General features: G+C 64.4%; 23 protein-coding genes and 2 pseudogenes. 13 read left to right on the top strand and 12 right to left on the bottom strand.

Annotated elements, in window-relative coordinates; translation table 11 throughout:
* The 3 genes and pseudogenes from F6X39_RS36955 to F6X39_RS23125 all read left to right on the top strand — a co-directional run.
* A pseudogene (locus F6X39_RS36955) lies at window positions 1-128 on the top strand (delta(1)-pyrroline-2-carboxylate reductase family protein); the annotation flags it as partial.
* Window positions 129-363: 235 nt separating this feature from the next.
* Window positions 364-1,845 (top strand): glucose-6-phosphate dehydrogenase, encoded by a 1,482-nt coding sequence (gene zwf / locus F6X39_RS23130; RefSeq protein ID WP_090806032.1) that lies wholly within the window; start codon window positions 364-366, stop codon window positions 1,843-1,845.
* A 170-nt stretch (window positions 1,846-2,015) separates the two neighbouring features.
* Complete coding sequence (locus F6X39_RS23125) at window positions 2,016-3,161, top strand: nucleoside hydrolase (RefSeq protein WP_187618248.1); 1,146 nt, start codon at window positions 2,016-2,018, stop codon at window positions 3,159-3,161.
* A 45-nt stretch (window positions 3,162-3,206) separates the two neighbouring features.
* Here the strand turns inward: F6X39_RS23125 and F6X39_RS23120 are convergent, their stop codons facing one another.
* The gene (locus F6X39_RS23120) at window positions 3,207-4,163 is read right to left on the bottom strand and encodes a LysR family transcriptional regulator (RefSeq protein WP_184034115.1); all 957 of its coding nucleotides are present in this window, start codon (window positions 4,161-4,163) and stop codon (window positions 3,207-3,209) included.
* A 740-nt stretch (window positions 4,164-4,903) separates the two neighbouring features.
* The gene (locus F6X39_RS23115; protein WP_187618247.1) at window positions 4,904-5,956 is read right to left on the bottom strand and encodes an NAD(P)-dependent alcohol dehydrogenase; all 1,053 of its coding nucleotides are present in this window, start codon (window positions 5,954-5,956) and stop codon (window positions 4,904-4,906) included.
* Between the two features lie 336 nt (window positions 5,957-6,292).
* On the opposite strand from F6X39_RS23115, the gene F6X39_RS23110 reads away from it, so the two are divergent.
* Window positions 6,293-7,261 carry an AraC family transcriptional regulator gene (locus tag F6X39_RS23110; protein WP_026225869.1) on the top strand — a complete coding sequence of 323 codons (969 nt, stop codon included), beginning with the start codon at window positions 6,293-6,295 and terminating at the stop codon, window positions 7,259-7,261.
* On the opposite strand, the gene F6X39_RS23105 is transcribed toward F6X39_RS23110, so the two are convergent.
* The 3 genes from F6X39_RS23105 to F6X39_RS23095 are packed head-to-tail and all read right to left on the bottom strand — an operon-like array spanning window position 7,258 to window position 9,396.
* Complete coding sequence (locus F6X39_RS23105; protein WP_187618246.1) at window positions 7,258-8,064, bottom strand: molybdopterin-dependent oxidoreductase; 807 nt, start codon at window positions 8,062-8,064, stop codon at window positions 7,258-7,260. The genes F6X39_RS23110 and F6X39_RS23105 overlap by 4 nt on opposite strands.
* Window positions 8,061-8,711: a cytochrome b/b6 domain-containing protein gene (locus F6X39_RS23100; protein ID WP_187618245.1), complete on the bottom strand. Its 651-nt coding sequence runs from the start codon at window positions 8,709-8,711 to the stop codon at window positions 8,061-8,063. The genes F6X39_RS23105 and F6X39_RS23100 overlap by 4 nt, the downstream gene beginning before the upstream one ends.
* Window positions 8,712-8,754: 43 nt before the next feature.
* Window positions 8,755-9,396 carry a hypothetical protein gene (locus F6X39_RS23095; RefSeq protein ID WP_187618244.1) on the bottom strand — a complete coding sequence of 214 codons (642 nt, stop codon included), beginning with the start codon at window positions 9,394-9,396 and terminating at the stop codon, window positions 8,755-8,757.
* A 232-nt stretch (window positions 9,397-9,628) separates the two neighbouring features.
* Here F6X39_RS23095 and F6X39_RS23090 point away from each other — a divergent pair, with 232 nt between their 5' ends.
* The 3 genes from F6X39_RS23090 (at window position 9,629) to F6X39_RS23080 (ending at window position 12,104) form a co-directional block, all read left to right on the top strand.
* Window positions 9,629-10,300: a heavy metal response regulator transcription factor gene (locus tag F6X39_RS23090; protein WP_187618243.1), complete on the top strand. Its 672-nt coding sequence runs from the start codon at window positions 9,629-9,631 to the stop codon at window positions 10,298-10,300.
* Window positions 10,297-11,697, top strand: a complete 1,401-nt coding sequence (locus F6X39_RS23085; RefSeq protein WP_187618242.1) for a heavy metal sensor histidine kinase — start codon at window positions 10,297-10,299, stop codon at window positions 11,695-11,697. Before F6X39_RS23090 ends, F6X39_RS23085 begins: the two co-directional genes overlap by 4 nt.
* Window positions 11,698-11,801: 104 nt before the next feature.
* A complete protein-coding gene (locus F6X39_RS23080; RefSeq protein ID WP_184034096.1) occupies window positions 11,802-12,104 on the top strand; it encodes a putative quinol monooxygenase in 303 nt (100 codons plus the stop codon).
* Window positions 12,105-12,150: 46 nt separating this feature from the next.
* Here the strand turns inward: F6X39_RS23080 and F6X39_RS36950 are convergent, their stop codons facing one another.
* The 3 genes and pseudogenes from F6X39_RS36950 to F6X39_RS23070 form a co-directional block, all read right to left on the bottom strand.
* Entirely contained in the window at window positions 12,151-12,279 is a 129-nt protein-coding gene (locus F6X39_RS36950; RefSeq protein WP_262414784.1) for a hypothetical protein, read from the bottom strand.
* A pseudogene (locus tag F6X39_RS23075) lies at window positions 12,275-12,726 on the bottom strand (histidine kinase); the annotation flags it as partial. The pseudogene F6X39_RS23075 and the gene F6X39_RS36950, both read right to left, overlap by 5 nt.
* A gap of 20 nt (window positions 12,727-12,746) precedes the next feature.
* Window positions 12,747-13,505: a GntR family transcriptional regulator gene (locus F6X39_RS23070; RefSeq protein ID WP_184008499.1), complete on the bottom strand. Its 759-nt coding sequence runs from the start codon at window positions 13,503-13,505 to the stop codon at window positions 12,747-12,749.
* A 269-nt stretch (window positions 13,506-13,774) separates the two neighbouring features.
* On the opposite strand from F6X39_RS23070, the gene F6X39_RS23065 reads away from it, so the two are divergent.
* The 5 genes from F6X39_RS23065 (at window position 13,775) to F6X39_RS23045 (ending at window position 19,367) form a co-directional block, all read left to right on the top strand.
* Window positions 13,775-14,116, top strand: coding sequence for a UxaA family hydrolase (locus tag F6X39_RS23065; protein ID WP_187610244.1), 342 nt, complete (start codon window positions 13,775-13,777; stop codon window positions 14,114-14,116).
* Window positions 14,117-14,150: 34 nt separating this feature from the next.
* A complete protein-coding gene (locus F6X39_RS36945; RefSeq protein ID WP_262414783.1) occupies window positions 14,151-14,303 on the top strand; it encodes an Ldh family oxidoreductase in 153 nt (50 codons plus the stop codon).
* A 347-nt stretch (window positions 14,304-14,650) separates the two neighbouring features.
* Complete coding sequence (locus F6X39_RS23055; protein ID WP_187618241.1) at window positions 14,651-17,602, top strand: molybdopterin-dependent oxidoreductase; 2,952 nt, start codon at window positions 14,651-14,653, stop codon at window positions 17,600-17,602.
* Window positions 17,603-17,623: 21 nt separating this feature from the next.
* Window positions 17,624-18,394 carry a 4Fe-4S dicluster domain-containing protein gene (locus F6X39_RS23050; protein WP_187618240.1) on the top strand — a complete coding sequence of 257 codons (771 nt, stop codon included), beginning with the start codon at window positions 17,624-17,626 and terminating at the stop codon, window positions 18,392-18,394.
* 19 nt (window positions 18,395-18,413) lie between these two features.
* Complete coding sequence (locus F6X39_RS23045) at window positions 18,414-19,367, top strand: dimethyl sulfoxide reductase anchor subunit family protein (RefSeq protein WP_187618239.1); 954 nt, start codon at window positions 18,414-18,416, stop codon at window positions 19,365-19,367.
* A 57-nt stretch (window positions 19,368-19,424) separates the two neighbouring features.
* Here F6X39_RS23045 and F6X39_RS23040 read toward each other — a convergent pair whose 3' ends face one another.
* The gene (locus F6X39_RS23040; protein WP_187618238.1) at window positions 19,425-22,010 is read right to left on the bottom strand and encodes an adenosylcobalamin-dependent ribonucleoside-diphosphate reductase; all 2,586 of its coding nucleotides are present in this window, start codon (window positions 22,008-22,010) and stop codon (window positions 19,425-19,427) included.
* Window positions 22,011-22,293: 283 nt separating this feature from the next.
* The gene (locus F6X39_RS23035) at window positions 22,294-22,581 is read right to left on the bottom strand and encodes a DUF3331 domain-containing protein (protein ID WP_013091570.1); all 288 of its coding nucleotides are present in this window, start codon (window positions 22,579-22,581) and stop codon (window positions 22,294-22,296) included.
* A gap of 343 nt (window positions 22,582-22,924) precedes the next feature.
* Here F6X39_RS23035 and F6X39_RS23030 point away from each other — a divergent pair, with 343 nt between their 5' ends.
* Window positions 22,925-24,019, top strand: a complete 1,095-nt coding sequence (locus tag F6X39_RS23030; RefSeq protein ID WP_187618237.1) for an AI-2E family transporter — start codon at window positions 22,925-22,927, stop codon at window positions 24,017-24,019.
* A 57-nt stretch (window positions 24,020-24,076) separates the two neighbouring features.
* On the opposite strand, the gene F6X39_RS23025 is transcribed toward F6X39_RS23030, so the two are convergent.
* Complete coding sequence (locus F6X39_RS23025) at window positions 24,077-24,949, bottom strand: alpha/beta hydrolase (RefSeq protein WP_187618236.1); 873 nt, start codon at window positions 24,947-24,949, stop codon at window positions 24,077-24,079.
* Between the two features lie 212 nt (window positions 24,950-25,161).
* The gene (locus F6X39_RS23020) at window positions 25,162-26,271 is read right to left on the bottom strand and encodes an OpgC domain-containing protein (protein ID WP_187618235.1); all 1,110 of its coding nucleotides are present in this window, start codon (window positions 26,269-26,271) and stop codon (window positions 25,162-25,164) included.
* Between the last annotated feature and the right edge of the window lie 389 nt (window positions 26,272-26,660).

Below are 26,660 nucleotides of genomic sequence, written 5' to 3'. Positions count from 1 at the left end.
GGATCGCCGCGGTGCTCGAGCAGACGCAGCCCTTGCCGGCGGGGCCGGTGGTGTTCAAGAGCGTAGGCTGCGCGGCGTGGGATCTGGCCGCGTGCCGGGTCGCGCGTGACGCGCTGGCGCGCGGCTGACCGTCAGCGGCCCAACCGGCAAATATCGCGCAAAATATCCCGAAAAAACGACTGTCTGGCGCGCAAGGTTGGCAACTTGCGCTAACCTGCGGCAGATGCTGCCGTGCAAACTATCTCGAAACGTTGCACCATAGATGTTTGCCGGAAAAAGCGCCATAGCGGACGTGAGCCGTAGCCCGTCCGCCCGCCGCCGATTCCTGATCGACGCCTTCCCCCTAGACGCTGCGACCGTGCCATGACGACCCAACAAGCTCCTGCCACACCCGACCTCCCGCTCGACATGATCATCTTCGGCGGCACCGGCGACCTGTCGTTCCGCAAGCTGCTGCCCGCGCTGTACATGGCGCATCTGCACTGCAACCTGCCGCCCGATACCCGCATTCTGACGATCGGGCGCAAGCCCTGGTCGCGCGAGGAATACATCAGCGAATTCATGGAGCAGAAGGCGAAGCCCTTCATCGACGAAAAAGCGTTCGACGCGTCGGCGTGGGACAAATTCCTCGCGATTTTCGAATACGTGCGGATGGACGTCGATGCGGCCGAGGACTACCTGCGCCTGAAGGAAGCGTCGCGCGACGGCGTGAACCGCGTGTTCTATCTGGCGACGTCGCCGGATCTGTTCACCCATATCTGCGACAACCTGTCGTCGGCCGGGCTCGTCGACGGCAATTCGCGGGTGGTGCTCGAAAAGCCGCTCGGCCACGATCTCGCGTCCGCTCAGGAGATCAACAACGCGGTCGGCAAGCATTTCGAAGAAGCGCAGATCTACCGGATCGACCACTACCTCGGCAAGGAAACTGTGCAGAACCTGATGGTGCTGCGCTTCGGCAATCCGATTTTCGGGCCGCTGTGGCAGGCGCCGTACATCAAGAGCGTGCAGATCACAGTGGCCGAAACGGTCGGCGTGGGCAGCCGCGCGGGGTTTTACGACAAGACCGGCGCGCTGCGCGACATGGTGCAGAACCACCTGCTGCAACTGCTGTGCATCGTCGCGATGGAGCCGCCGGTGTCGCTCGATCCCGACGCGGTGCGCGACGAAAAGCTGAAGGTGCTGCGCTCGCTGCGGCCGATGACGCCCGAGGACATCGCGCGCGACACGGTGCGCGGCCAGTACACGGCGGGCGCGGTGGATGGCGAGGCGGTCAAGGGCTACCTCGAGGAAGACAACGTGCCGGCGGGCAGCCGCGCCGAAACCTTTGTCGCGTTGCGCGCGCGGATCAACAACTGGCGCTGGGCCAACGTGCCGTTCTTCCTGCGCACCGGCAAGCGGATGCAGAAGAAGCTGTCGGAGATCGTCATCGAATTCTCCGATCTGCCGTTCTCGATCATCCCGAGCGGTGGACGAACCTACGGCAATCGTCTGGTGATCCAGTTGCAACCCGAAGAGTCGATCCAGTTGCAGGTGCTCGCGAAAGAGCCGGGCAGCGGCATGCACATGCTGCCGGTGAGCCTGAACCTCGACCTGCAGCAGGCGTTCACCGAGCGTCGCGCGGAAGCCTATGAGCGGCTTCTGATCGACGTGATCCGCGGACGTCTGACGCACTTCATGCGCCGCGACGAACTCGAAGCGGCATGGGCGTGGGCCGAGCCGATTCTCGAAGGCTGGGCGAAGTCGGGCGAGCGGCCGCGCTCGTATTCGGCGGGCACGTTCGGACCGGCGGCATCGACCGCGTTGATGACGCGGGAGAACGCCGTGTGGGCGGAGGAATCGCAGTAACGGGCTTTTGACAGCGCGCTATTCGAAGCGGCTCGCGACGTTGCAGTGGCGTCGCGAGCCGCTTTTGCGTGTGCTGTCGTTGCGGCGCTGATTATTCGTCATTCATACGGCTTGCGCCTATGATGGTTTTCTTGTCCGCGTCACTCAGCGGCATTCCAAACGGGGCATCGATGGGGCGAATTCTCGTGGCATTGATCTGGGCGGCAAGCGTGGCAATCACACTCGATCTCACGGCTTGCGCCAGCAGCAGTCTCGATGCCCGGAGCGATCCGCCGAAGGTGATCATCGACAGCGACTACAACACGCTCGGCGACGACGGCCAGCTCGGGGTGATGGCCGCGCAATTGCAGGCGCAGGGCTCGCTGAAAGTGCTCGGCATTACCGTGGTGTCGGGCAATCAGTGGCTGAAGCAAGGTGTTGCCGATGCGCTGAAATCGGTCGAACGACTCGGCGTCGAACAACAGATCGGCGTCTATGCGGGCGCCAACTACGCGCTGACGCACGACTTCAAAACGATCCAGCGGGAACTGAAGGAATTCCCCGGCGGCGATGGCTATGTTGGCGCATGGAGCAAGCCCGAGCCGAAATCGGCTAGCGACCTCGTCGCGCCGCCGGACGGCTTCGCGACGCACACGAAGGTGCAGAGCCAGAGCGCGATCGACTTCATCGCTGAATCGGTCAAGCGGTACCCGGGCGAGGTGACGATCCTCGCGATCGGCCCGCTGACCAACATCGCGTTGGCCACGCGCGAGCATCCCGAGATCGTGCCGCTGATCAAGCAGATCATTTACATGGGCGGCGCGATCGACGTGCGGGGCAATACCACGCCCACCGCCGAATTTAACTGGTGGTTCGATCCCGCAGCGGCGAAAGCGGTGCTGCGTCTGCCGATCAAACAGACGGTGATTCCGCTCGACGTGACGGATACCGTGAAAATGGACAAGGCACTGTACGATCGCGTCGCGCACGATCCGGCGAAACAGACCATCATCACGCAACTGTTCAGGACGCTGAACGGCTACGGATACGACGGCAAGAACGGCTTCGAGACCAATCCGAACTACACGACGAACATCTGGGACACGCTGACGCTCGCTTATCTGATGCATCCGTCGTTCGCGACGCAGACCGTCGAGGAGTGGGTGGATGTGGATACGGGCTTCGGCGCCAACGATGGCAAGGCCACGGGCTACACGAGTTCGCCGCCGCCGGGGTTGCAGAAGATGACGGTCGTCAAACGATTTGATAATCCCGCGTTTTTTAATTTCTATGTCGATCTGTTGACGCGGCCGGTGCCGGTGCGGCCGTTGGACTAGTCAACGCGCGAGCGCCGCGCGCCCGCACCCGCACCCGCACCCGCTTCACGCGGGATGCAGGCCGCGCAGCAACTGACGCACGCGCGACAGATCCTGCTCGACGTGCCCGGCTTTCTCGAACAGCTCCGCGAGCCAATCGACGAACGCGCGCACGCGCGGCGACACGCGGCGGTTCTTCACATACGCGACCGAGACCGGCATCGGCACGGGTTTCCACTGCGGCAGCACTTCATGCAGCAAGCCCGAATCGAGGTAAGGCTGCGCGGCGATGCGCGCGGGCTGGATCATGCCGAGGCCTTGCAGTCCGCAGGTCAGGTACGCCTGTTCGTCGCTGACTTGTACGAAGCCGTTGAGCTTGACCTTGCGCGCTTCGCCGCCCACTTCGAAATCGAAGTCGCATTCGCGGCCGCTATGCGGCGACACGCAGTTGACCGCGACGTGCGCGCGCAGATCGTCGAGATCGGCGGGCGTGCCGTGGCGGGCCAGGTAGGCCGGACTCGCGCAGGTGACCTGATCGAGCGTGCCGAGTTGCCGCGCGACGAGATTGGAATCGGGCAATTCACCGAGCTGGATGCTGCAGTCGATTGCTTCGGAGACCAGATCGACGGTGCGGTTGCTGACGCCGATCGCGAGGTCGAGGTTCGGGTAACGGGTGTGGAAGTCGTCTAGCGACGGCAGCACGATTGCACTCGCTACCGCGCTGGGCATTTCGATGCGGAGGCGGCCGGTGAGGTTGTCGGTCGAATTACGGAGGCTGGCTTCCATTTCGTCGATGTCGGCCAGGATTTGCGCGCAGCGTTCGTAGTAGGCGGCGCCCTCCGGCGTGATGCTCAGGCGGCGCGTCGTACGGACTAACAGCGCTGTGCCCAGCAGGGCTTCCAGGTTCTGGACGATCGTCGTCGCCGTTGCACGCGGAATGTTTAATGACTCCGCTGCGCGGGTGAAGCTGTTGGTGTCCACAATTCGGATGAATGTGCGCATTGCAGTTATTCTGTCGATCACTGGGATGCTCCAAATGGTTTTCTGTTTTTTTGCCTGCGGCGGATTTGTCTTTGTTCTTAGGGCGTTGGCCTTTCCTTGATTTCCTGTCGGTCTATTGGCGTTGCCCCTGTGCGGGGCGGCACCTACTTTCTTTGCTGCTGCAAAGAAAGTAGGCAAAGAAGACAGCTCAAAACCGCTAATTCTTAAGCGGGCACCGTGCTTCACGAATGGCAGTGGTGCATCTGGAATCCGTCCCCCCGCACATTCCACGGCAGTGACAAAGCCGTCATCCATCCCACTCCGCACTACGTGCGTCGCGGTCGGGTATGCAAGGAAAACCAGAGTGTTTTTTTAGGTTGGTGAGGCCATCGGCTGCGCCTCGGCGACGCGCCGAAACAACCAATGGTTTGAGAACAGCGCTTCGGCGCGCGCAGCGCCGCCGGAAGAATGACGGCCTTGTCACTAACGCGGAGTGTGCGGAAACACAGATTCCAGATGCACCACTACCCGCGGTGGACAAAGGGACCCGCTTAAGAGTTAGCGGTTTAAAGCTGTCTTCTTTGCCTACTTTCTTTGCAGCAGCAAAGAAAGTAGGTGCCGCCCCGCACAGGGGCAACGCCAATAGACCGACAAGAAATCAAGGAAAGGCCAACGCCCTAAGAACACAGAAAAAGGGCGAAGGCAAAAAAACACAACAACAAAACAGAACCCCGCGCCGCAGGCGCAAAAAAACCACCCGCCGCGCGGCCAAAAAGTTGCTATTACTTCCGCATCGAATCCATATCAACCACAAACCGATACTTCACATCGCTCTTGAGCATGCGCTCATACGCTTCATTGATCTTCTGCATCGGAATCATTTCAATATCAGAAGTAATGCCATGCTCGCCACAGAAATCAAGCATCTCCTGCGTCTCGGCAATACCGCCAATCAGCGAACCAGCAAGGCGCCGCCGCTTGAAGATCAGATTGAACACCTGCGGCGACGGATGATCGTGCTCCGGAGCGCCCACCAACGTCATCGTCGCGTCACGCTTGAGCAGATTCAAAAACGGATTCAGATCATGCTGCGCAGCCACCGTATTGAGAATGAAATCGAAGCTATTCACATGCGCTTCCATCTCCTGCGGATTCTTCGAAACCACGACTTCATGCGCGCCAAGCCGCTTCGCATCCTCGATCTTCGACGGCGAGGTCGTAAACAGCACGACATGCGCGCCCATCGCCCGAGCCAGCTTCACACCCATATGGCCGAGTCCACCGAGGCCGACAATCCCGACCTTCTTGCCCGGGCCCACGCCCCACGTGCGTAGCGGCGAATACGTGGTGATGCCCGCGCACAGCAGCGGCGCGACACCCGCGGGGTCGAGATTCTGCGGCACGCGCAGCGTGAAAGCCTCATCGACGACCAGTTGCGTCGAATAGCCACCGTAAGTGACCTGTCCGTCGACGCGATCGACACCGTTATACGTGCCCACCCAACCGTTCTCGCAATACTGTTCGAGACCTTCCGCGCAGCTCGAACAGGTGCGGCACGAATCGACCAGACAGCCGACCGCGACCAGTTCACCGACCTTGTACTTCGTCACCTTCGGACCAACCGCGGTCACACGGCCTACGATCTCGTGGCCCGGCACGACCGGGTAGATCGTGTTCTTCCATTCGTTGCGCGCCTGATGCAGGTCGGAATGGCACACGCCGCAGTACAGCACTTCCATCTGCACGTCATGGGCGCGGGGTGCGCGGCGCTGGATTTCAAATGGGGCGAGCGGCGCGGTGGCGTCGGTCGCTGCATAGGCATACGTCGTGCTCATGGATGGCTCCAGCAAAGAGGGTGATGGCGCAACATGCGACGCGCCGGCGATGCGCAACACTCGGTTGCGGATGCGGCGGGCCGCAGCGTGAACCGGATCGGGGCGCGAGCGTTGGGGGCCACCATTGGCAAGCTGTCGGCGCATGGCGGTCGATGACCGCGCACGCTGCGCGCGTCGAAAAAGGCGATCCGGCAGGGTTCCCATCTTAGGGACCCGTCGCTGCCCGGGGAATACCTGATCGTCTTGAAGGTTTGCCTAAAACTCTGGAGGGGCAGCGCGACAGGCTGTTTGATGCTAAATTTCAAGCATTATTCTCCTGGCCGTCGCCATATCGTCATGTCCACTCAAGCTGTCGGTTCCATTCCGGAAGACCCCGCGCAACGCCGCTTGCTCGAACTGTTCAACCTGCTCGCGCCGAATGCCGGCATGACGCGCTCGAGCCTCGAAGGCGTCAGCCTGCTGCGCGCGAATCGTCCGATGCCGCGCATGCCGGTCATGTACGAGCCGAGCATCGTGATCGTCTGTCAGGGGCGCAAGCGCGGCTATCTCGGCGATCAGGTGTTCCAGTACGACGCACAGCAGTACCTGGTGCTGTCGGTGCCGTTGCCGTTCGAATGCGAGACCGAGGCAAGCGAACAGGAGCCGTTTCTCGGCATGTCGGTGCGCGTCGATCTGACGATGGTCGCCGAACTGCTGATGGCGCTCAACGAAACCCAGGGCCTCGCGCAATACGAACCGGCCGGCATGTATTCGACGCCGCTCGATGCCGCACTGAGCAGCGCGGTGCAGCGTCTGCTGGAGGCGCTCGCGTCGCCGCTCGACGCGCAAATCCTGGCGCCTGGCATCGTCCGGGAAATCTGTTATCGCGTGTTGACCGGCGAGCAGGGCGGCGCGATTCGCGCGGCGCTCACGCATCAGAATCACTTTGGCCGCATCGCGAAGGCGCTGCGGCGCATTCATGCGGACTATCACGCGTCGCTCGATGTCGATACGCTCGCGGCCGAGGCCGGCATGAGCCTCGCGGTGTTTCATGCGCAATTCAAGGCGGTCACCGCGACCTCGCCGATGCAGTACGTGAAGACCACGCGTCTGCATCACGCGCGTCTGTTGATGGTGCAGGATGGCTTGAATGCGGGCGCGGCCGCCGTGCGGGTCGGTTACGAAAGCGCGTCGCAGTTCAGCCGCGAGTTCAAGCGGCTGTTCGGCCTGAGTCCCGTCGACGAGGTCAAGCGCATGCGCGTCGCTCACGATGCGCCGCCGCCGCGCGCGCACAAGCCGGTGCCGCGTTATGTGACCGCGGTCTAAAGCCCACTGAACCAGTTGTAGCCCTGATCTTCCCAGTAGCCGCCCGGGTTCGTGTTGGTCACGAAGATCGCGGCGATGTGCTTCGGGTTCTTGAAGCCGAGCTTGGTCGGCACGCGCAGCTTCAGCGGATAGCCGTATCTGGCCGGCAGCGGCGCGTTGCGGAAATCGAGCGTCAATTGCGTTTGCGGATGCAGCGCGGTCGCCATGTCGAGGCTCGAGTAATAGCGGTCCGCGCATTTGAAACCGACGTAGCGCGCGCTCAGATCGGCACCGATCAGTTCGAGAAACGTGCGAAACGGCACGCCGCTCCATTGTCCGATCGCGCTCCATCCTTCGATGCAAACGTGACGCGTGATCTGCGAGACCCGCGGCAACCTGCGCAGTTGCTCGAGACTCCAGCGGCGTTTATCCGCAACGAGCCCCGATACTTCGAGCCGATAGGTCGAGCCGTCGATATCGGGCGCGTCGAACTCGGGATAGAACGCGTTGAACGGAAACGGATCGGTGATATCGCGCGCCGAATAGGTCGGCGCGAGTTTGTTGCGATTGAACAGCCACGCCTGCACGCGGTCGTTCCAGCGCGACATCGCCCATAGCACCTTGTCGACGGAATCGTTGTCCTGCAGGTTGCAGCCGGACAGCATCGCGAGCGCGCCGATCGATAGCGAGGAGCGCAGAAACAAGCGGCGTTGCAACTGCTCGATCCGCGGCCGGTGCTCGGCAAGCACGACGCGTGAGCGGCGCGCGTCTTCTCTATTGGCGTGCGTATCGTTCGCCATGTCGGTTCGTTGCGGGGCGCTCATGCGCGAGTCCTCTGGGAGGCTTGATCGATGCGTTGCGCGCTGCGCCGGGCGCGTCCGGTGACCATCGGCGGCAACGTGCGCGGCACCAGCAGCACCAGCAGCAGATGCACGACGACAAAGCCGACCACGCCGGCCATCGCGACGAAATGCACGCGGCGCGCAAAATCGAAGCCGCCGAACAGCGCGGTTAGCCACGACAATTGCACCGGCTTCCAGATCGACAGTCCCGATGCGACCAGTAGCACGCCGAGCAGCAGTACCAGCAGATACACCGCGCGCTGCACGGCGTTGTACTTGCCGGTCTCGTGCGGCAGTCTGAGGCGCAACGCCAGCGCCGCATCGCGCGCCACCTCGCGGGCACGCACCGGCAGCAGCTTGCGCCGCAAATGGCCGCTCGCGACGCCATGCGCGAGATACAGCAGGCCGTTCGCGCACAGCAGCCACATCGCCGCGAAGTGCCATGCGATCGAGCCGCCGAGCCATCCGCCGACCGTCGCCCACACGGGGAACCGGAACGGAAAGATCGGCGACGCGTTATAGATCGCCCAGCCGCTCATCACCATGCAGGCCATCGCGAACGCATTGATCCAGTGCGTCACGCGAACGACGAGGGGATGAACGACAAGAAATGCTTGCGAGTCGGGCATTGGCTTCAAAGACGAGAGGGATGAAGACGAACGACGCGCCGCTTTACATCGGCGGCGTCACGCCATGCTCGCCGGCCGAAATGAAATTCGCCGCCATCGCGCCGTCCGCTTCCTTGTGCGCGAACAGCACGACCTTCGTGCCGGGCGTGAGCAACGCGCGGCTGCCCGGCTCCAGACTGACGATGGGCACGTCCTGCGGAATCACGATCTTCTTCTCGCCATCCTTGTACTTGACAGTAATCGTGCGGCCGTTGCTGACCACGAGCGAGCCGACCGTGCCGTTCGTCATCGTGCTGTTCGCGCCGAGATCCCACGGCCGATGACCTTCGCCCGAGCCGCGCATGCTCGGCGGGAATACATGCACTTCGAGCGCCTTCAACGTGCCGTCGGGCTGCGGAATCGCGGCGGTGCCGACGTAGCTGTCCGGCTTGATGTCGCTGACGTTGGCGAGCGTGACGCCGCGAATCGGCGTGTCGGCGGCGAGCTTCACGTCGACGTCCTGACCATCGCGCGTGTGGACTTGGAGCAGATCGCCCGACAGCGACGTCACCGTGCCGCGCACGCCGGTCGGCGCGGCGGTCTGGGCCGAAGCCGCGAACGTCGTCGCGAGCAGCACGGCGGCGAGTGCGGGGACGGCGAGGGCGCGCAGCGTTCGTGCGCGGGCGATCTTGATTCGGGTCTTCATGAGGCAACTCCAGGAAGGGATGCAGCGTGGTGGACGGTGCGTTCAGACTAGCCGTCGCATCGGCTCATCAGAGTGACGGGAGGATGACAAAAACGTCATCAAGGGTCGATGGCGGCCACGTAGAATGGCCGCCGGGAGCGCTGCGGTTGTTCTCGAGCGCTGTCATCAGGCTTTTTTGCGCGTGCGAGTGCGGCCTTTCCGGTCGCATCGCGCGAGAGGAGCAGCGAGCATCATGAGCATTCTGGTCATCGAAGACGATCCGAAAACCGGCGACTATCTGAAGAAGGGCCTGCGCGAGAACGGCTACGCGGTCGACCTCGCGCGCACCGGCACGGACGGCCTGCATCTGGCGCTCGAGCATGAATACGAACTGGTCGTTCTCGACGTGATGCTGCCCGGCATCGACGGTTGGGAAATCATGCGGGCGTTGCGTGCGCGGTGCGATCTGCGGGTGATTTTCCTGACCGCGCGCGATCAGGTCAGCGACCGCATTCGCGGTCTCGAACTCGGCGCCGACGACTATCTGGTCAAACCGTTTTCGTTTACCGAGCTGGTGCTGCGCGTTCGCACGCTGTTGCGCCGTGGCGTGATCCGCGAGAGCGACGTGTTCGAAGTCGCCGACCTCAAGCTCGACGTATTGCGCCGCCGGGTCACGCGCGAGGGCGTCGACATTGCGCTGACCAACAAGGAGTTCATGCTGCTGCATCTGCTGGTGCGCCGCGAGGGCGAAGCGCTGTCACGCTCGCAGATCGCGTCGGAAGTGTGGGACATGAACTTCGATAGCGACACCAACGTGGTCGACGTGGCGATCAAGCGCTTGCGCGCGAAGGTCGATCACCCGTTCGAGCGGAAGCTGATTCACACGGTGCGCAGCATCGGCTACACGTTCGGCGACGGCGCATGAAACTCTGGAGCGAACGCTCGCTGATCGCGCGCACCACGTTGCTGTTCGCGTTGATCGCCTGCGCGGTGATCGGCTCGCTCGGCGCGTATTTCTATCATTCCGCCGAAGTCTCGCTGCAACGCCGCGCCGACGTCGTGCTGAGCGGCCGTGTCGAGCATTTCAGCCGCATCGTGCACGACCTTTATTCGGTTAGCGAATTAAAAAAGCGCCCGCTGCTGTTCGAGACGATGCTCGGTGCGGAAGAGGACGTGCTGATCTTCCGGCGGCCGGGCGAAGCGCCGTTCGTCGACGTGAATCCGGGCAGGCTCGCGGTGCCTGATCTACAGGGCGGCCCGGCGGGCAATCCGCCGGGTGCCGCCGACATGCGTCAGACGCGCCTCTCCGACGGCGTGCCGGTGCATTGGGCGATTGCGACCGCGACAGCGCGCGAGGATGGCGCCGAAGTCGAGGTGATCGCAGGCCATCCGATGACGAACGAAATGCGCATGCTGGCCGAATACCGCAACCGCATCGTGCTGGCGACGCTGAGCGGCATGCTGGCCGCGACGCTGCTCGCTTACGGCGTGCTGCGCCGCGCGCTGCGACCGGTTCGCGAGATCGCCACGCGGGCCGCGCAAATCAGTCCGACGAACCTGGCGGTCCGGCTCGACGACGAAGCGGCGCCGGTGGAACTGCGTCAACTCACACACGCGTTCAACGCGATGCTCGATCGTCTCGCCGACGGCTATCAACGCCTGCAGCAGTTTTCCGCCGATCTCGCGCACGAGATTCGCACGCCGGTCGGCGCCCTGGTCGGCCAAACCCAGGTGGCGCTCGCCCAGCCGCGCGAAGCCGACGAATATCAGCAACTGCTCGAATCGAATCTCGAGGAGTTGAGTCGCCTGAGCCATATCGCGGAGAACATCCTGTTTCTCGCGCATGCGGATCATGCGGCGTTGTCGATCGAGCGGCAGCCGGTCGATCTGCATGGCGAGCTCATCAGGATCGCCGACTATTTCGAAGGCCTGGCCGACGAACGCGGGATGCGTTTCGAAGTCGACGCGGCGGGCGTCGCGTCTGCCAATCCGATGCTGTGCCGCCGCGCCATCAACAATCTGGTCGTCAACGCGGTGCGTTACGGCGCGGGCGACACGATCGTGCGCCTGCGCGGCGCGCAGGACGAAGCAGGCGCGCTGGTGACGGTCGAAAACGAGGGCGAGCCGATTCCCGCCGTGCAACTCGACCGGCTGTTCGACCGCTTCTATCGCGGCGACGCGGCGCGCAGCGCGTTCACCGAATCGAACGGACTCGGGCTCGCGATCGTGAAGGCGATCATGCATCTGCATGGCGGCAGTGCGCGCGTGGTGTGTCCGCTGCCAGGCGTCGTGCGTTTCGAGCTGCGCTTTCCGGGTGCGTGACTTGCTAGCGACGTAGGTCCGGCGCAGCCTCAGCCGACGCCGCCTATACTTTTCAAAGCGCTTTGAAAGGACCGTTCGCTGCCGAACTCACCAGGAGTCGCATCATGGTCAAGCTCGCTTTGTATGTCCGTCTGGAAGCCAAGCCCGGCAAGGAGAAGGAAGTCGAGGCGTTTCTGCTCGGCGGCCTGCCGCTCGTCGAGCAGGAACCGGCCACCGCCGCATGGTTCGGTCTGAAGCTCGGTCCGTCGACGTACGCCATTTTCGACGCGTTCGACGACGAAGCCGGCCGCGACGCGCATCTGAACGGCAAGGTCGCGGCCGCGTTGATGGAGAAGGCGGGCGAGCTGTTCGCGTCGCCGCCGGGCATCGTCAAGCTGGATGTGCTGGCGGCCAAGCTGCCGGGCTGAGGTTGAGCGTTGCGTTGGCGTGGTGAACGCCTGACGCCGGCGAGCGTTACTTCGCCGTCGCGTCCGCCCCCGGCTGCGCCTCGTAGTGCGCGTGCTTTTCCTCGTACATCAGCAGGTCGGCGCGCTGCACGCCCGCTTCCAGCCGATCGCCGCGCTGGCAGGTCGCCGCGCCCATCGAGAAGCTCCCACAGCGATACCGGCGAATGCTCGAAGAGCCCGCGCGCGTATTCTTCCGTTGCGCGACGCGGCGCCGCGCGCCTTCGAGCTCGGTGATGTCTTCGGTCGACACCAGCACGCGGTCCCAGCGTTCCTCGTGACCGGGCAGCACCGCGCCTTTCAGCAGTACGTCGAGGCGCCGTCCACCGAGCGTGTAGTTGACCGTGTGGCTCGTGAAGTTCGACTGTCCGGCCCACAGCTGTCACAGCTCTTCGAGGTGCGTTTTCAGCATGTCGTCGCGCAACACCGAGGCGAGATTGCTCGTCAGCGTGTCGAAATCGGCGGCCTCGAATTGCGTGAGCGTCTGGCGATTGACCTTGATCACGCGGATGCGATGAGCGCATTCGGCGACGCGGCGCGGGTCTTCGGCGAAATGGGCGCGCAGATCGGTCACGCCGGTGAAGCGCAGGCGGCGACCGAGGTCCGCTATTTCTGATCGTCGCGCGCCGCGCGCGTGCCGATGTACTCGTACTCCTCGGTATTGAGCCGCGAAATGCGCAGTTCGACCGCGCTGCGGTGATACGAGTACGCGATGCGCCGGATCTCGAGCAGCGGCGCGCCGACTTCGACGCCTAGTTGTGTGCTTTCGAGCTCATTGGCGAGCGCAACGCTCACATGCTCATCGGTCTCGACCACGTTGATGCCGAAACCGTCCTGATAGAAGTTGTACAGCGTGTTCGGCCGGTTGCGCAGCTTGCTTTCCGTCAAGCCGGGAAACAGCGCTTCGGGCACGGTGATATGTTCGATCAGCACGGTCTTGCCGTGCAGCGCGAGCCCGTTGACGAACTGCAGAACGCGCGCGCCGGTGTCGATGCCGAGCGCGGCGGCCGCCTCGCGCGAGGCACGCGCCTTCCTGAACCCGATCAGCGTGACGACCGGGTAGGCCTTGTCGCCGTCGCGCCGCACGATGCGAAAGAAGCGGAAGAAGTGCCGGTCGCGCTGATGCATCGCCACGAACGTGCCGAGCCCCTGATGACGGATCAGAATGTTCTCGGCGCACAGTTCGTCGATGGCTTTGCGCAGCGTGCCGATCGACACGCCGAAGCGTTCGGCGAGGCGCTTTTCCGAAGGAATGCATTCGCCGCCTTTCCATTCGCCGGCCGCGAGCGCCGCGAGAATCGCGCTCTTGACCTCCTTGTACCGTGTGCCTCCCACTGCGGGCGCATTGATCGCGAGCGTGCTCATGAAAACCTCTGGGATACGCGAGTCGTGCCGCTCGCCGGGGTTGAACCTGCCCTGATTCTAAACGACCAGGTCATCTAATCCATCTGGATGAATCGTATGTTGTCGGTGAATCGCGACAAGGGCCCGGTTCTCGCTCAGTCGTCTTACACATATAGATGACCTAGTTGACATTGGGTAAGTCGCCGCCTAATATCGATTCACCGCGGCGCACCTGGCTGCGCTGCCCCGGCGGCACCCTCACCGCATTCAAACTACGAATGGAGACGCTCATGAGCAATCCCACGGCAGACATCAACGACACCGCAGCGGGCGCGTCGGCGCCGCGCAGAACGATCCACATCGTGCTGCACGAGGCGAAAGACACGGTCGGCGTGGCGGTGGTCGAGGGCATCAAGGCGGGCACGCTGCTCAACGCATGGATCATGGACGACGACGAAATCGTCACCGTGCCGGCGAAGCAGGACATTCCGATCGGTCACAAGATCGCGCTGAAGGACATGGCCGTTGGCGACACGGTGTTCAAGTACGGCGTCGACATCGGCAAGGTGGTCGCGCCGATCAAGGCCGGCGAGCACGCCCACGTGCACAACATCAAGACGAAACGCTGGTAGGCAGAGCAGCGCCGCGCGCGCCGCGCTCGACGGCATGATGCTGCCGTTCGGCGGCGCGAAAGGCGCGATGCTGGCGCTCGTGGTCGAGCAACTGGCCGCCGCGCTGAGCGGCGCGAACTTCGGCTGCGACGCGGGCTCGTTCCTGACCGAGGAGGGCGAGCGCTCGCGCATTGGCCACCTGTTCTGAGATGATGCTGATGGATGACGACGTGCGCCTGCCCGGTTATCGCCGGGAGCAGCTTGCGCAGGCGGCATACGAGGAGGGCGTCGAAATTCCGGATGCGCTGATCGCGCAACTGGAGGGCCGCGCTTAAACGAGCGTCCCAGCGCACCTGACCGATCTCACCCGACTGGACACGCCGTCGAAAAAAGCGCATAGCTGAAAGCGAAACCGAAACTATCGGTGCGCCGGATAGTTTTGCTCGCAAATCGCGATTTCCCTTGTGAGGCAGGTGCGAATACGATGATCGGTATCGTATGAGCAGCGCGTATGACGCGCGCTTCGGCCCACCAGAAGCAACGACGGAGATGGCCATGGAGCACCACGCCCGCACGCAGAACGAACGGCTCGATGTCAAGACCACCACCTGCTACATGTGCGCGTGCCGCTGCGGCATCCGCGTGCATCTGCGCGACGGCGAGGTGCGCTATATCGACGGCAATCCGGAGCATCCGCTCAATCAGGGCGTCATCTGCGCGAAGGGTGCCTCCGGCATCATGAAGCAGTACTCGCCCGCGCGCCTTACGCAGCCTTTGATGCGCAAGGCCGGCGCGCAGCGCGGCAGCGCGCAGTTCGAGCCGGTCTCGTGGGACACCGCGTTCGACGTGCTCGAAAAGCGTCTCGCCGCGATTCGCTCGAGCGATCCGAAGAAGTTCGCGCTGTTCACGGGCCGCGACCAGATGCAGGCGCTGACCGGCCTGTTCGCCAAACAGTTCGGTACGCCGAACTATGCGGCGCACGGCGGCTTTTGCTCGTCGAACATGGCGGCCGGCATGATCTATACGATCGGCGGTTCGTTCTGGGAATTCGGCGGACCGGATCTCGACAGCGCGAAGCTGTTCTTCATGATCGGCACCGCGGAAGATCATCATTCGAATCCGCTGAAGATCGCGATTGCGAAGTTCAAGCGCGCGGGTGGCCGCTTCATCGCGATCAATCCGATCCGCACCGGCTATGCGGCGATCGCGGACGAATGGGTGCCGATCAAGCCCGGCACCGACGGCGCGCTGTTCATGGCGTTCCTGCACGAACTGATCGCCGCCGACGCGTGGGATCACGAGTTCGTGCAGCGCTACACGAACGCGGCGGAGCTGATCGATCTCGACGAAGCGAGCGAAAACTTCGGTTTGTTCGTGCGCGATCCCGAACGGGCCGAAGGCAATTCGCTGTTTCCGCAGAATCATCTGTGGTGGGACCCGGCCACCCAGCGCGCGGTGCCGCATCATGCGAGTGGCGTGAGGCCTGCGCTCGACGGCCGTTACACGCTCGACAACGGCAAGCCGGTAACGCCGTCGTTTGCATTGCTGCGCGAGCGCGTCGCCGAGTGCACGCCCGAATGGGCGGCGGCGATCACCGGCATCGCGGCCGAGACGATCCGGCGGCTCGCCGGCGAGATGATCGAGACGGGCCGCCGGCACCGCATCACGCTGCCGATCCGCTGGACCGACGCGTGGGGCGAAACGCATGAGACGGTCACGGGCAACCCGGTCGCTTTTCATGCGATGCGCGGGCTCGCCGCGCATTCGAACGGCTTTCAGTCGATCCGCGCGCTCGCCGTGCTGATGTCGCTCCTGGGCACGATCGACCGGCCCGGCGGCTTTCGTCACAAGTCACCGTTCCCGCGCGCGGTGCCGCCATCGGCGAAACCACCGAACGACCCCGCCGCGGTGAAGCCCAATACACCGCTTGCGACGGGTCCGCTAGGCTGGCCCGCCGCACCCGAGGATCTGTTCATCGACGAACACGGCGGCCCGGTGCGCATCGACCGGGCATTCTCGTGGGAATATCCGCTCGCGGTGCACGGCGTCATGCACAGCGTGATCACCAACGCGTGGCGCGGCGATCCGTATCCCATCGACACGCTGATGATTTTCATGGCCAACATGGCGTGGAATTCGTCGATGAACACGATGAAGGTGCGCGAGATGCTCGCCGACAAACACGCGAACGGCGACTACAAGATTCCGTTTCTCGTCGTGTGCGACGCGTTCCAGTCGGAGATGACCGCGTTCGCCGATCTGATCCTGCCAGACACGACTTACCTCGAACGTCACGACGCGATGTCGATGCTCGACCGGCCGATCTCCGAGTTCGACGGCCCCGTCGATTCGGTGCGTGTACCGGTCGTGCCGCCGACCGGCGAATGCAAGCCGTTCCAGGAAGTGCTGATCGAACTGGCGTCGCGCCTGAGGTTTCCGGCGTTCACCAATGCGGATGGCGGCCGGCGCTTTCGCGACTATCCGGACTTCATCGTCAATCACACGACCTCGCCCGGTTCCGGCGTCGGCTTTCTGATCGGCTGGCGCGGCAAGGACGGCGACAAGGCGCTCGTCGGCGAGCCGAATCCGAATCAATGGGAGCAGTACGCGAAGAACAACTGCGTATTCCATTACCGCTTGCCCGAGACCTTGCAGTACATGCGCAACTGCAACGGACCGTATCTCGACTGGGCGGTCAAAAACGGTTTCCGCAAATTCAGCGAACCGATTCTGATCCAGCTTTACTCGGACGTGATGCAGAAGTTCAGGCTCGCCGCGCAAGGACGCACGAGCGGCCGGCAGCCGCCCGACCATCTGCGCGCGCGCGTCGACAGGTACTTCGATCCGCTGCCGTTCTGGTACGCACCGCTCGAAAGCGCGGCGACGGATCTCGCGCGATTCCCGCTCGCCGCGGTCACCCAGCGGCCGATGGCGATGTATCACTCGTGGGATTCGCAGAACGCGTGGCTGCGGCAGATTCATGGGGAGAACTACCTTTATGTGAATCCGAAAACGGCGAGCGGGAACGGCATCGCCGACGGCAGCTGGATCTACGTCGAATCGCAATGGGGCCGGGTGCGCTGTATGGCGCGCTACAGCGAGACCGTCGAACCGGGCACCGTATGGACGTGGAACGCGATCGGCAAAGCGGCGGGCGCATGGAATCTCGGTCCCGACGCGAACGAATCGCAGCGCGGCTTCCTGCTCAATCACCTGATCACCGACGAGCTGCCGGGCTGCGACGAGGCACCCGCGCGCATGTCGAACTCCGATCCGGTGACGGGCCAGGCCGCCTGGTACGACGTGCGCGTGCGCATCTATCCGGCCGAAGCCGACGCGCGGCACACGCTGCCGCAGTTCGAGGCGATGCCCGAATTGCCCGGCGCGGTTGCACAGAAGAGTGTGGTGTCGCGCATCGTCCAGACCTATTTCGCGGGACGCGGAGAGTTCGCGGCTCGCCTGCGCGGGACGTTGCGCCGCGCCGAAACTAACGGCGACGACCGCTAAAGCCACGGCAAGGAGCTTGCAATGACCCAGATGGCGCTGGTGATCGATCTGAATGTATGCGTGGGATGCCAGGCGTGCGTGACGAGCTGCAAGGAATGGAACACGTCAGGCGAATCGGGCAGCCTCGCCGATTTCAATCCTTACGACGCGGACCCGTCCGGCACGTTCTTCAACCGTGTGCAGAGTTTCGAAGCGGGCAGCTTCCCCGACACGGAGATGATCCATTTTCCGAAGTCGTGCCTGCATTGCGAGGACCCGCCGTGCGTGCCGGTGTGTCCCACGGGCGCGAGCTACAAGCGCAAGGAAGACGGTCTCGTGCTGGTCGATTTCGATCGCTGCATCGGCTGCAAGTATTGCGCGTGGGCGTGCCCGTACGGAGCGCGCGAACTCGACGAAGCGCGCAAGGAGATGACCAAGTGCACGCTGTGCGTCGATCGCATTCATGACGAGCATCTGTCCGAGCGCGATCGCAAGCCGGCCTGCGTGCTCGCCTGTCCGACATCCGCGCGGCTGTTCGGCGATATCCACGATCCGGAGTCGGTAGTGTCGCAAGCGATCCGCGAGCGCGGCGGCTATCAGTTGATGCCGGAGTGGGGCACGCGTCCCGCGAATCACTATTTGCCGCGCGTGCCGATCACGTCCGCGAGTTGCGGCGGCGACGGGTGCTCGTGCAAATCGTCAGGAACGACCACCGGCGATGCCACGCACCCGTCGGGCTCGCCCGACTCGCAGCTCGAAGGGCAGCTCGCGCATGGCGAAGTGCATCTCGCGTCGATCGCGAAGCGCATTTGAACGACAACGAGGCCACACGATGAATCCGGCTTTTTCCGTAGTCTTCCTGACCACGCTGAGCGGCGCGGCGCAGGGGCTGTTGATCGCGCTCGTCGGCGTCGAGAGTGCGGCGTGCCTGGGCGTCGTTGCGCAACCCGCCGCCACCGCGTTCTACGTGAGCGGCGCGGCGCTCGCGGTGCTGCTGGGCGGTCTTGGTCTGATCGCGTCGTTCTTCCATCTTGGCCATCCGGAACGCGCGTGGCGCGCGATCGCGATGTGGCGCACCTCGTGGCTGTCGCGCGAATGCCTGTGCCTGCCGGCGTTTCTGGCGTGCGCGTGCCTGTATGGCGTCGCGCACTGGCTCGGCTCGCCGTGGTCGCTCGCGCTCGGCTGGCTCGGTGTGCTCGCCAGCGCCGCGCTGTTCGTCTGCACCGCGATGATCTATGCGTGCCTGCGCTTTCTGCAGGAGTGGGCGACGCCGCTGACGCTGGTGAACTTCGTGCTGCTCGGCTGCGCATCGGGCTTGACGCTCGCGACCGCACTGAGCGCATGGTTCGCGCCCGCGCTGACGGCGGGACTGGCGGTCTGCGCGTGCCTGCTGACGCTCGCCGGTTGCGCGAGCCGCTACGCGTCGCTCATGCGCAATGCGCGCTTGCGGCCGAAATCGACGGTGCAGAGCGCAACGGGCATCCGCAATCCGAAGCTCGTGCAGGTGTCACGAGGCTTCACCGCCGGTGCGTTCAATTTGCGCGAGTTCTTTCACGGCAAATCGGCGCGGACGTTGCGTGGCGTCAAATGGGGCTTTCTCGCGGGTGCGTTCGTCGTGCCGGTCGTGTTGATCGTGCTGGGCGCGGGGCTGCGTTCGCCTGGCGGGTCGTTCGGCTTGCTGGCCGCGGCTTGTCTCGTGCAGTATGCGGGGCTCGTGGCGGAGCGCTGGTTTTTCTTCGCGGAGGCGAAGCATCCGCAGAATCTTTACTACGCGAAGGTGGGGTGAGGCATCGCCTTCAACGAGCGCGTTCGGCCTGGGTGCCAGCGCGCTCCTCGCCTCACACTACCCGCACGCCCCCACCTCCCCACACGCAGTACAAAAATCGCAGCCGTCCTTGCGAATCACCGCATTCGCGCCGCACGAAGCGCATTTGCGTCCGAGCATCGTGTGCAGTCCTTGCGTGCCGTTCGGCTGCAGCAAGGTGTCGGCGCTATCCGCTGGATTCGGACGGATGCCGAAATCGGCGGACAGCGCCATGTCGGTTTTCATGTGCCCGCGCGGCAAACGCGCGAGCATCCGCGACGCGACCTGATTGCCCTCGGCGTCGAGAAAGCCGCGTCGATACAGGATTTGCTGGATCGCGAACGCGAGCGCCGCCACTTCGGAATCGTGCCAGCGCGGCGCGCGATGACCGTCGAGACGCTGCACGTCGCCAAGCCGCACCTGTCCGCGATCCCATGACACCTTGCGCATATCCTGCAGATTGCGCGCAACGAAGCCGCCGCGCGCGGCCAGCGACAGTGAACGCATCGTCGCGGTGATCCACTGCTGCGACTCGTCGCGCTGACCGGTCGGAATGAAGAACTCGATCGGCCGCTCGATCGACACGTCCTCGCCGCCGAGCCGCCCCGTCACCTCGATGAAGGACGCCGCGACATACAGCGACTTCTTGCCCGCCTGGGTCAGATACTCGACCTTCTCGATGATCGCCGGCAACTCGCCTCTGGGCCGATGATCGATCGCGATGCGCAGCGGGTCCTGGTCCATCTCGGCGAGCGTGTCGTCGGCCTGCGCGGGCGTCACGCTCAGCACCGCGCCGAGCGTGTCGTTGGGGCGATAGGTGGCAAGGCCCTTCAGCCCGCTTTTCCATGCATCGAAGTAGAGGCTTTCGAACGCGTCGAACGGATAGTCGGCTGGCACGTTGACGGTCTTCGAGATCGACGTGTCGACGTACGGCTGGACGGCCGCCATCATGTCGAGATGGTCGCGCGCCGACATCTGCAGCGCGCTGACGAAATAGTCGGGCAGCCGGCTCACGTCGCCGCCGAGCTCGCGATAGAGCCGGTACGCGTAGTCCTCGACGTCGAACGATTCGCGGCCGCCGTCGGCCATCACTTTCACGCGCGTATAAGTCCACGAGAACGCCGGCTCGATGCCGTTCGACGCGTTGTCGGCGAACGCGAGGCTCACGGTGCCGGTCGGCGCGATCGACAGCAGGTGGCTGTTGCGAATGCCGTCGCGGCGGATCGCCTGCTGAATGTCATCGGGCAGGCGCGACGCGAACGTGCCGGCTTCCAGATAGCGCGCGGCGTCGAACAGCTCGAACGCGCCGCGCTCCTTCGCGAGCTCGACCGACGCGCGATACGCCTCGTCACGCATCAGCCGCGCGATGCGCACCGCGAAATCGCGGCCTTCCTGCGAGTTGTAGCGCAGGCCCATCATCACGAGCGTATCGCCGAGGCCGGTGAAGCCGACGCCGATGCGCCGCTTCGCGCGCGATTCGTCGTATTGCTGCGGCAGCGGCCACAGCGTGACGTCGAGCACGTCGTCGAGAAAACGCACCTGCGTGCGGGTGCGCCGCGCGAGGCCGTCCCAGTCGAACGAGGGCTGGCGGCCCTGCAACTGCGCAAACGGATCGACGACGAAGCGCGTCAGATTGAGCGGCCCCAGATTGCAGCAGCCGTAGGCGGGCAGCGGCTGCTCGCCGCACGGATTGGTGGCGCGGATCGTTTCGACGGCGCGCAGATTGTTGTCCTCGTTCATCCGCGAGATGAACACGATGCCGGGCTCGGCGACGTCGTACGTCGAGCGCATGATGCGGTCCCAGATCGCGCGCGCCGGGTGTTCGCTGTAGACCCACAGGCCGTCTTCGCGCTGCCGCACGTCGCCGGCCGCGCGCAGCGCCGGCGACGGCTCGGCGCGATGGACCAGTTGCCACGGCTCGTCGTTTTCGACCGCGCGCATGAACTCGTCGGTGACGCTGACCGACACGTTGAAGTTGTTCCAGCGTCCCTTCGAATGCTTGGCCTCGATGAATTCGAGCAGGTCAGGGTGGTTGCAGTCGAGCACCGCCATCTGCGCGCCGCGCCGCGAGCCCGCGCTTTCGACGGTACGGCACGACGCGTCGAACACGTCCATGTAGCTGCACGGACCCGAGGCGGCCGAACTCGTGGTGTGAACGCGCGCCCCCTTCGGCCGGATCGCGGAGAAGTTGTAGCCGACGCCGCCGCCGCGCCGCATCGTTTCGGCCGCCTGCAGCAGGGCCACGTAGATGCCGGGCAAGCCCTGTTCATCGACGCCCTGGATCGAATCGCCAACCGGCTGCACGAAGCAGTTGATCAGCGTCGCGGCGATGCCGCTGCCCGCCGCGCTCATGATGCGGCCCGCGCCGAGCGCGCCGTGGCGCATGTTGTCGACGAACTGTTCCTCGACCGACGCGCGCAACTCGGGCGGCTCGGCCTCGGCGACACCGCGCGCGACGCGGCGATATACATCGTCGGCCGATTGCTCGTCGCCTTTCGCATACTTTTCGAGCAGCACGTCGAGAGAGAACTGCTGCGGCGGGATCAGCAAAGCGGGAGGAGCGGAGGAGGCGGGAGGCGTGGAAGCGGCGTTGGCCGCGCGGGTTTGCGGCGTGTCTTCTGCCATGATCGGCCCTCAAACGGCGTCGCGGCGGGCGCGGCGCGGTGGTGGAAGGCGCGCGGCCGGCACCGGATAGCGAGCCGGCGGTCGGGCGGGCGCAACGAGTCCACCTTAACGCACGAGGCGCGGGGCGGCAACCGGCAGCGGGGCCGGCGCGGCGCCGCATCTTGCGATGCCGCGGCCGCCGGGCACGCGCTCGCTAAGGGCACGTAGGCAGTAGGGAGATCGCCCCCGGAACAACGAATTGAAACCCGCGCTTGGTGCGCGGGACTCGGGAACGTTCCGTGCGTCAGGCCGCTTCAAGCAGCGGTTCGAGGATTTCCGCGCAGATCATCGCGGACGCATTCGACGGCGCCGGGCGCTCGGCCGGCTTGAACACAGGGTCACCGCGACGGATCTTGCGGCGCGACACCGCGCAGGTGCCGGAAGAATGCGCCGAGCGACGGCGCCAGCGCTGCTCACCGTAGTGGCAGCGGCCCGGCTCGACCCAGCGGATCACCAGCGTCGTGTCGGAGCTCTCGAGAATTTCGATGCGTACGCCATTGCTACCGTCGAGGGGGATGGACTCCAGGGTCATCATCGGCTCCGTATTGTGGAGTGCCGAATTTAGTCCCACGCGCCCCGGATAGCTATTGTGTCACCGTTGAAACACCGTTCCGGAATTAGCAATAATCAGACTTGACATTTGCGATTCGCCGAAATGACAGGCGTTGCAAGCATTTTTTATGTGATTTTTTAATAATGCATATTTTTGCAACGCTGTGTTGCCTGTGGCGCGACGAGGAGGGCGGCCGGGAAAGAGGCGGCAACGCTTCCTTTAAGATGTCGAATGTCGGGCGGCGAACTGAGCCGTCAGTGTAGCGGGTTTGAATTTTTCAGGTCGGCTCGCGCGCACACCGTTCAAAAACACAAGAGTTCACATGATTCCACGCCCTCCCGCAGTCCCCCCCAACTCTCCCGAAGCGTCGTCCGTCGCCGCCGAGCGCCTGAAAAAGCAGAAGGCGGCATCGCTCGTGCTGTATATCGGTCTCGCGCTGCTCGCATTGTGGGTGGTGCGCGATTTCATCGTGGTGGTGGCGTGGGCCGGGGTCGTCGCGATCGCGCTGTGGCCGCTGCTGCACAAGGTGGCGGGCAGCCACTGGTTCAAGGGGCGCGCGACCTTGCTCGCGACGGTCTTCACGCTGGTGATCGCCGTGCTCGTGCTGCTGCCGGTCGGGCTCGGCATCGCCCAGGCGCTGCGCGAGGCGCACGAGCTGAACGACTGGTTCCGCAGCGTGCAGGAGAACGGCATCGCGCTGCCGGACTTCATCAACCGTCTGCCGTTCGGCGTGCAGCAGATCACTTCCTGGTGGCAGGCCAATCTTGCTCAGCCGCTGCGCGACTCGGCCGCGATGAAAGGCTTGCACAGCAATACGGTGATGACGCTCGGCCGGCAATTCGGCGCGCGCGCCGCGCATGCGGCAATGGTGTTCGCGTTCATGCTGGTCACGCTGTTCGTGATTTTTCAGGCGGGGCCGCGGTTGTCCGGCTCGCTGCTGAAGGCCGCGCGACGCGGTTTCGGCGATAGCGGCGCGGACCTCGTCGCGCATATGGGTACCGCGGTGCGCGGCACCGTGTCGGGGTTGATCGTGGTCGGCGTCGGCGAAGGCCTGTTGCTTGGCGTCGCCTACTTCGTGACCGGGCTGCCGCATGCGGCGCTGCTCGGCTTCGTCACGGCGATCGCCGCGATGCTGCCGTTCTGCGCGCCGATCGTGTTCGGTCTTGCGGCGCTGTGGCTGCTCGTGCAGGGCTCGATGGTCGCGGCGGCCGGGCTGCTGGTATTCGGCGCGGTCGTCGTGTTCGTCGCCGAACACTTCGTGCGGCCGGTGCTGATCGGCAGCTCGACGCGCCTGCCGTTTCTGCTCGTGCTGTTCGGCATTCTCGGCGGCGCGGAGACGTTCGGGCTGCTGGGGATTTTCATCGGCCCCGCGTTGATGACGGTGCTGATGGTGCTGTGGACCGATCTCGTGGAGTAGCGCGGGTGCCGAGGGACGCGGGGCCGGGCGGCCGTGCGCCTCGCGTGCCGCGCCGGCTCAAGGGCGCTGATTCGACGGATGCTCCTGCGCCGGCGGCTTCACGCAGCCGAGCGTGTATTTGAGCGCGGCGGGCAACAGCGCGCTCCACACGTCCCACGTGTGGCCGCCGTCGATGATGCGCAGCGCCGCCGGATTGCCCGCGAGCCGCAGATGCGTGTACAGCAGCGAGGCGTCGGCCTGGATGTCGAGGTCGTCGTCGCCGGATGCGATGAACATCGGTAGGCGATACGCCTGGCTCATGTAGCGGTCCCACTGCGCCGGATAGTTGAGCTCGTGCCACACGCGCGGATCGAACTGGCGCTCGCCGAACACGCCGACCCGCCGCGCCGCCGACGCGCGCGGCGGCTCGTTCGTGTAGATCGCCGGACTGAGCAGCAGCGCGCCGCAAAACATCTCGGGCTGCGTCAGCGCGTAGCGCAGCGCGCCGAAGCCGCCCATCGACACACCGCCGATCATCCGGCCTCCGCGCTGCGTCGCGACCGCGTAGTGCGTTTCGATCTCGGGCAGCAGATCGTCGAAGAACGCGCTCTCCATCTTTTCCTTGCGGTCGACGTACCAGTCCGTGCCGCCTTGGGGCATCACGATGACGACCGGGGCAATCTCCTTGCGCTCGATCAGCGTGTCCGCGGCGTTCTGCAAATGACCTTGCGTGAGCCAGTCGTTGGCGTCGCCGTTATTGCCGTGCAGCAGGTAGAGCACCGGCAGGCGCGGACCGTCCGCGCGATAGCCGCCCGGCAGGTAGATCGTGTAGTTCCAGTCGCGGCCGAGCGCATCGGAATGGAAGCTGCGGCTCGCGACCGTGCTCGCGAATGCGGGCGCGCCGACGGCGCAGGCAAGCAGTGCGAGGGCGAAACTGAGGAATCGACGCATGTCAGTAGGGAAGGACGGCGGGCGCGGGACTCGCGCGCGGCCGTCATGCTATCAGCATTGGCGCCAGATTTGAGATGGAAAGTGGCGCAGAGAAGGACGGCGCTTTATGCGCGCAAAGTTCTACGGGCGCCAAGGGTAGGTCAAGTGCCCCGATAATCGCGACGCGTCAGGGACGCGCTCGAAGGGCGCTCGAAACGTTGCCGAAAAGTTCTTCAGCCCGACGTCCGCAGCCGCCCGTCCACGAGCCGCCCGACGAACCGCTTCAGCGGTTCCACGGCCAACGCGACGGCAAACAGCGCGCCGACCGCGGCCGCATCGGCGAGCAGTCCGAGCGGATAGTTCAGGTAACCATCGGTCGCCGCGTAGAGCAGCGAGTCGATCACCAGCGAAATCACCGCGCCGGCAATGAAGCACAGCAAACCCTGACGCCCGATCACGCCGACCCACGGCAGCCGCCGCGCGACCTTCTTCGCCCAGCCGAGTTCGACCAGATTGGCGACGAGCCATGCGATCGCGAGGAAGTTCCCAGCGCGCAGATAGGACAGGTTCTGCTTGAGGCTCGCGGCAAGTGGCGCATGCAGCACAACGAGCTTGTAGTACGCGGCGCCCACGACCACCGCGAACGCCAGCACGCTGACGAGCCACCCGAATCGATGCGCGCTGGTGCGCTGATACACCGGCTGGCAGCGCGCGAGCACGCCGAGCACGAACATCAGTTGCCACGCGAACGGGTTGAAGTCCCAGTGCATGTCGGGCGCGGCGGGAAGGTACTGGCTGACCGCCGGTGCGCCGGCCCACAGCGCGACGCTGCCGGCGACCAGCAGCCAAGGCTTGCTGCGCGCGAACGGCAGGATCGCGGGCACCAGCAGCGCGAAGAACGCGTACATCGGCAGCACGGACGCGAGGTACGGCTGGCGGCGTAGCAGCACGATGTCGCGCAGCGCGGCAAGCGGCGTGTCGATCAGGTCGTCGAGATCGGTCGTGGCGAGATTCGGCCCGTCGATGCTGAATGCGGTTAGCACCGCGCTGACCAGCAGCATCAGCCCGGCGGTGACGAGAAACGCGCGATAGATCTCGAACGAGCGGCGCAGGAAGCGGCCGCGCGCGATCGTCTCATTGCGCCGCTCGGCCAGCGTCGCATAGGCGGTGGCGGTCGCGAAGCCGCCGAGGAACACGAATACTTCGGCGGCATCGCACAGCGCGTACGCATGCAGCGTCACGCGCGACAGAATGCTGCCGCCGATGTGATCGACGACGATGATCAGCAGAACCAGTCCGCGGAAAAAGTCGAGCTCGATCAGGCGGGAAGATGACTTGGCCATTGTTTGCGTCAAAAGCAGCCCCGTGCGACGGCGCGCTGATCCAGCGCGGCGGGCGTCTCACAAGGCTTTTTAATATGGGATTGGGTGCTGCGGCGGTGAGGTGATCCGTGCTGGCGTCGCCTGTGGCCCATCTCGCCACGCTCGACCGGTATCGCAAGGCGGCCGTGTCAGCGGGCTGTGAAGATGACCTTCGCGGTGACGCCGAGTTCCGTTGCATCGCAGCAAAGGCGCAGATTATATTTCTTTTCATGACGATGACGCAGCGAGACCGCAGCAGCGGCTGCTGTTTACCTGAAGCGACGTTACGAAAAAAGAGGCAGCAGCGCGCAGTGGAGAATTAGCAACATTCTCGATGCTTGGCGCATCCACTCATGGACGGCCAGACGATG

The organism is Paraburkholderia sp. UCT2, from assembly GCF_014397665.1.
GTDB classification, from domain to species: Bacteria; Pseudomonadota; Gammaproteobacteria; order Burkholderiales; family Burkholderiaceae; genus Paraburkholderia; species Paraburkholderia tuberum.
Note: the sequence above shows the minus strand (reverse complement) of the source record. Positions and strands in the feature narration are given on the sequence as shown.